At 29.1% G+C, this 4,910-nt stretch carries 4 protein-coding genes and 1 pseudogene; 3 read left to right on the top strand and 2 right to left on the bottom strand.

Features of this window, described 5'->3' with window-relative positions; genetic code table 4:
- Nucleotides 1-319 (bottom strand): annotated as a pseudogene (locus OF376_RS03155) (hypothetical protein); the annotation flags it as partial.
- Nucleotides 320-478: 159 nt separating this feature from the next.
- Between OF376_RS03155 and OF376_RS03150 the strand changes: the two are divergent.
- The 3 genes from OF376_RS03150 (at nt 479) to OF376_RS03140 (ending at nt 2,418) form a co-directional block, all read left to right on the top strand.
- A complete protein-coding gene (locus tag OF376_RS03150) occupies nt 479-1,378 on the top strand; it encodes a hypothetical protein (protein ID WP_263822065.1) in 900 nt (299 codons plus the stop codon).
- A 173-nt stretch (nt 1,379-1,551) separates the two neighbouring features.
- Nucleotides 1,552-1,725: a hypothetical protein gene (locus OF376_RS03145; RefSeq protein ID WP_263818150.1), complete on the top strand. Its 174-nt coding sequence runs from the start codon at nt 1,552-1,554 to the stop codon at nt 1,723-1,725.
- 363 nt (nt 1,726-2,088) lie between these two features.
- Nucleotides 2,089-2,418: a hypothetical protein gene (locus tag OF376_RS03140; protein ID WP_263822064.1), complete on the top strand. Its 330-nt coding sequence runs from the start codon at nt 2,089-2,091 to the stop codon at nt 2,416-2,418.
- Between the two features lie 75 nt (nt 2,419-2,493).
- Here the strand turns inward: OF376_RS03140 and OF376_RS03135 are convergent.
- A partial coding sequence (locus OF376_RS03135) for a DEAD/DEAH box helicase family protein (RefSeq protein ID WP_263822063.1) occupies nt 2,494-4,910 on the bottom strand: 2,417 nt, incomplete at its 5' end.

Here is a 4,910-nt window from a genome sequence, read left to right as displayed (position 1 = left end):
CTATGAGAACTAAGTTCTTTAAAGCATCATAGTTCTCACCAATGATTAAGGTATTCTCATTGTCTATTGTGTTAGTAAATGATCTTTTAGCATCATATTCTAGAACACTCACAGCTTGCGAATCAATACTTGGTGCTACATCAAAAACAAAACCGACATTAACACGTTGGGTTACAAATTTAAAAACGTCTAATAGTTCACTTTCATTCTCTACTTGATTAATAATCTTAATCGCTAATTTTTTCTGTTCACGATTAAAAACTGTATCTAAAATACTATTGATTTTTTCAATATATTGTTGTTTTAACTCTTTTAACATATCTACTCCCTATATTTATACTCTAAATAATATTTTAATATATATTCAATCACCTAGAGTGTTATTTATAAACCAAATCATGCTTATGAGGAATCGACAAAATCCTGTTATGTGTTGTTATATTTGCAAATTTTTATTTTTTTAGGAAGTCTAGGAAAAATGGGGGTAAACCAAATGGCTTACCCTTTTTTCATCACTTTAAAAGTTATTAGTGACATCGAAGCAAAAGGTGATGCTGAAAAATGATTTTGGAAAACAATCATTATTACCCCAAAAACGAATCATTCTATTAATTTTGCGCATTCAAGCATATTTAATGTTATCGATAAAAACTATGATGGTACTAAGGATAAACAATGAGAAAGTGCAATAGATATTGATAACAAAAAGATAATTAAAGATAGTCCAAAGATTATCGATAACATGCGCAGGAATAATGAACCAAACAGTCCTGGTAATACGAATATTAATAATAACCCAAATATCACTGGTAATAAGAAGGTTAATCCTACTTTACCGGGTAATAATCAAGAAGGCAGTCCTGAAAGAATTGTTGATGATATCATAATTGAGAAAATTAAAAAACATTACCCTATTGATGAATTCCCAAGTGAAGAAAAACCAAGTTTAACAGTTGTCCAAAGAAATGTTTTAATAGCCGTATTTAGCGTTATAGGTGCAATTATATTTTCTATTGCGTTGTATTATCTAATTAAATTCTTCATTCGCAAGTATGGTTGAAAATTTGGAAGTACAAAAACTAAACGAATAAATCAGTTAAAAGTGTTAAAAAAGAAAAAAAGAAAAATAATTGGCAATAATGTTGTATTTAAAAAAAGACCTAAGTATAAGGTTAAAAACGAAAGTATGAAGTCATTGGTTAAAAGGTATTCGGATTTCAAAAACAAACACATTAACAATAAATTCAAAATTATGGACGAGCGTGAATTCATATTAAAAACGATGTATAAATACCAAGGAAATGATGAATTGTTAAAACTTATAGAACCTAAACCTTCTAAAACAATTAAAAAAAGTCGTTTTTTTCTTAAAAAATAATATTTTAAGCGGGTGAATTGATTCGTCAATAAAATAGTACAGATGTTATTAACTCTTTTTAATTAATTATAATAAGGCAAAATGCATACATACATGCACACACGCATACATGCATATTGAAAATATGTATGTATCAATCGAAACAATATACTTAGAAAGTGAAGTGAAACTGAATGAAATTTAAATATGAAGTAGTAAAAATTAGAGCACACGGATTGCCAGCGATTTTGTTTGCAGCAAAAACATATGATGAAATTCAAAATTGATGTGATACACATATGTCGTTAATCTTAGGGAACGAGATCGAAATTCGTCAAAGCAGCGTTCTTAAAAAAATAAAAATTTAATATTTGACTTTTTTAAAAAATATGTTATCATTAATATGTTTCCTCTTCGGAAACCTCTTTACCCTTCCGGCACAGCGAGGTAGCAATTGAAGCTGTGTGTCGATACGCTGCGCGGTGAACCCACACTAGTCGGATGTTTACACATCGGAACAGCACTCAATTCTGGACTGGGTCTTTGTACATACAGGGTTGGGTAAAAATGTCAGACGAGAATCACAGCGGATGGCAATATTGTAAAGAGTAATGAAAAACACCACTTTCATAGTGGTGTTTTTTTATTGAAAAGTTTTGGTGAATATCTATTTATCTGTTTGTTTTCAACATAGCGTTATAATTACAATATAAAAATAAGATGAGGTAATTATGGAAAATAATACAGGAGTGTTTTCACTAAAAATTAGGACGAATAAGGATTTTTTTAGTAAAAGGCGGATTCCATATTTTGCGTATAATGGGAAAGTCATAGGGTCAAAATTAAGCCAATCAGAGCAAATAGATGGGCAAAGTGAGAACCAGTGCGTTTCTTTCCACCCAATTGTTATTCTTATAAAAGAAAACTATGTATATTATTTGAATGCACGCAGTAAAAAAGAAAATGGCCAAAATTGACCTGGCGAAGTAGAAGTTAATTTGTTCGCAAAGCAAGCGTATGTTAATATATCCCTAAGTTTCCTACGTATCCAAAAACTTTAACCTAACTAGTAATAAAAAAACAAAGATCAGTTTTAACTGTTCTTTGTTTTTTTATAAATGTCTAAAATAAGTTAGTTAAGCAGTCTGATTGTTTTTCTTAATTGCTGCAAATAAGTCATTAATTGTAGTGTGATAGCCTTTTTGTTTAAATAAAAGTTCTGACATTCCTAAATGGTTACTAGCACCTTGTAGATACATATGATTGTTGTCGTTTCTTTCCAAATAAATAACCAATAAAGTTAAGTATTTAATGTTTAATGGTTTGATGTTATCATCGTAATTCATTTCATCAATATACTTTTCAAAGGCTTCAATGATACCTTCAGTTTTTTGACTATCAAAATCATCTTTGCTTTTGATTTCCATAAAGATTTCGTGATCATCATATTTGATTAAAAAATCAGGATAACTATTTTGGATTTCAAATAAGGTATTTTTAGCATAATATTGGAAATTAATGCCGTGAAAAACAGGGTTTTTACTTCATATTTGCACGTCTGTGTGTACGTCCTCATGTACTTGTAAATATTTAAATAATTCTTCACAAAATGCCTTTTCTGTATAAGAGTCAAAATAATATTCCATTTCATCTTTAATTGTACTTTTATAAGCATATTTATCAAGATCAAAAACAATTTTATGTTTGTCACGCACATATGCATAAATAAGATTGGGTAGAATTTGCCGATGCTTTAAAATGTATTCTGGTTGTTGTTGGGTATCTAAAATAGCTGCTAAAGCTTTTTTATAAAGCTGGTGAATATCTTTTTTATAGTATTTAGCAATTATGTATCAAAATAAAAGAACATTGCTCGTGTGTTGTTGTTTTTGCAACCGATCAATAAATCATTGCTCAACGCACGCGATTAGATTAATTGAAAATCAGCCTTTATTTTGTTGTAGAAAATAATCTTTAAATAATTCTAAATGTAAAGAGTTTTCGATTTTAGATTCGAGCAATTTTTTAGTTATACCATCATCCGTTTTTAAATCTGTGGAATGACCGATTAGGTAATTATCTGTTTGGTATTTATTAATTAATATATCAAAGTAATTAACAATGTTGTCATATTGTTCATTGAGTAAATTAACAACATCTTTCATCAACATTTGCTCATCCTTAGCTTTTAAATGGGCTTGTTTATTAATTTCACCAGATGTAAAAGCTCAGTTAATATATTGGTTTTTTAATTGGTAAGTACGCACGCCTTTTTCAGGATCATTTTCATTGTGGTTTGAATAAATATAATAATGATTAGAAATGTGTTCTTGTGGTAGTTGTTTGTTGGGGATAGGATTACGTTTAATTCGCCCAATCGTTTGCACACTAAGATTATTAGACGAAACATTTCTTAATTGGACGAGCATACATGCTCGTGGAATATTTCAACCAGTTGCTGGACCAATTTTAAAAATGATGGCTTGAATTGTTGAATTATTACGTGAAAGTTCTTTTAAAGTTATAACTTCACGAGTATTAGCATCTACTTTCTGGTCGCTAAAATATTGGGCATACTCAATATTATGTTTAGCTAACGTATTTTTAATTTTAGTTAGGTTTTCTTGAAAATGAGTTCTTTTTGCTTCATTAATATTTGATGAATCATCAATTTGAATTAACATTGCAGGATTAATACCTTTTAAATCATCATCCTCAATATATTGTTTGTGAACTTTTTTATAAGTTTCACAGGCTTTATCTAATAAATCAAAATCGTCAATTTCATTAGTTGCAATCGATTTAACATCATGATTAAAAAAGGGCATTCTTTTAACTAAAGCGATATTGTCATTGAGTAAATCTTTATCACTCAAAACAACTTGCGGATAGTTATTATTGGGCGTTGCTGACATGTGTACAATAAAACGGGCTGCGCGTTGTAATAAAGCATCAGCACGAACCTCATGTTTTTGACTAATTTTCTTTGCTTTTTGTTGATCATAAATATCATTAAATATAATGTTGCGTTTATTAGCTGATCCATAATGAGCTTCATCACGAATATAAATTAATTCATACCCTTCATATTCGATGGCTGTTATAAATGCATCTAATTTTCCATATTCGGTTAAGATTTTTTTATTTCCAAAAGTCGATGAACCAAAAACTAACACCTTTTCGTCCTTGAGTTTAATATCATAACTGCCATCCTTGGTATTTTTATTAGTTGCCGACGGTGATTGTAAATATTCTACTTCTAAGTTATTGTTCTCTAAATAATTTTTATACTCTTTTAAATTATTAGCAAATTGCAATGGTAATTCAGCACTGGATAGTGTCCCGATCATAAAAATGATTTTTTGTTGGGGTTGATAAACTTTTTTATAATTAATGATTTGATCAATTAAATTAGCAATCATAAAGGTTTTACCAGAACCTGTTGGGGCTTTAAATTCAACAATTTTATGATGATCAGATTTAGCTTTTTGTTTAATGCTTAAATAATGTGTTAATAAATTATCAACACACTTCTTTTGACTATTACTTAGTT

Source organism: Ureaplasma miroungigenitalium (assembly GCF_025780085.1).
GTDB classification, from domain to species: Bacteria; Bacillota_I; Bacilli_A; order Mycoplasmatales; family Mycoplasmoidaceae; genus Ureaplasma; species Ureaplasma miroungigenitalium.
Note: the sequence above shows the minus strand (reverse complement) of the source record. Positions and strands in the feature narration are given on the sequence as shown.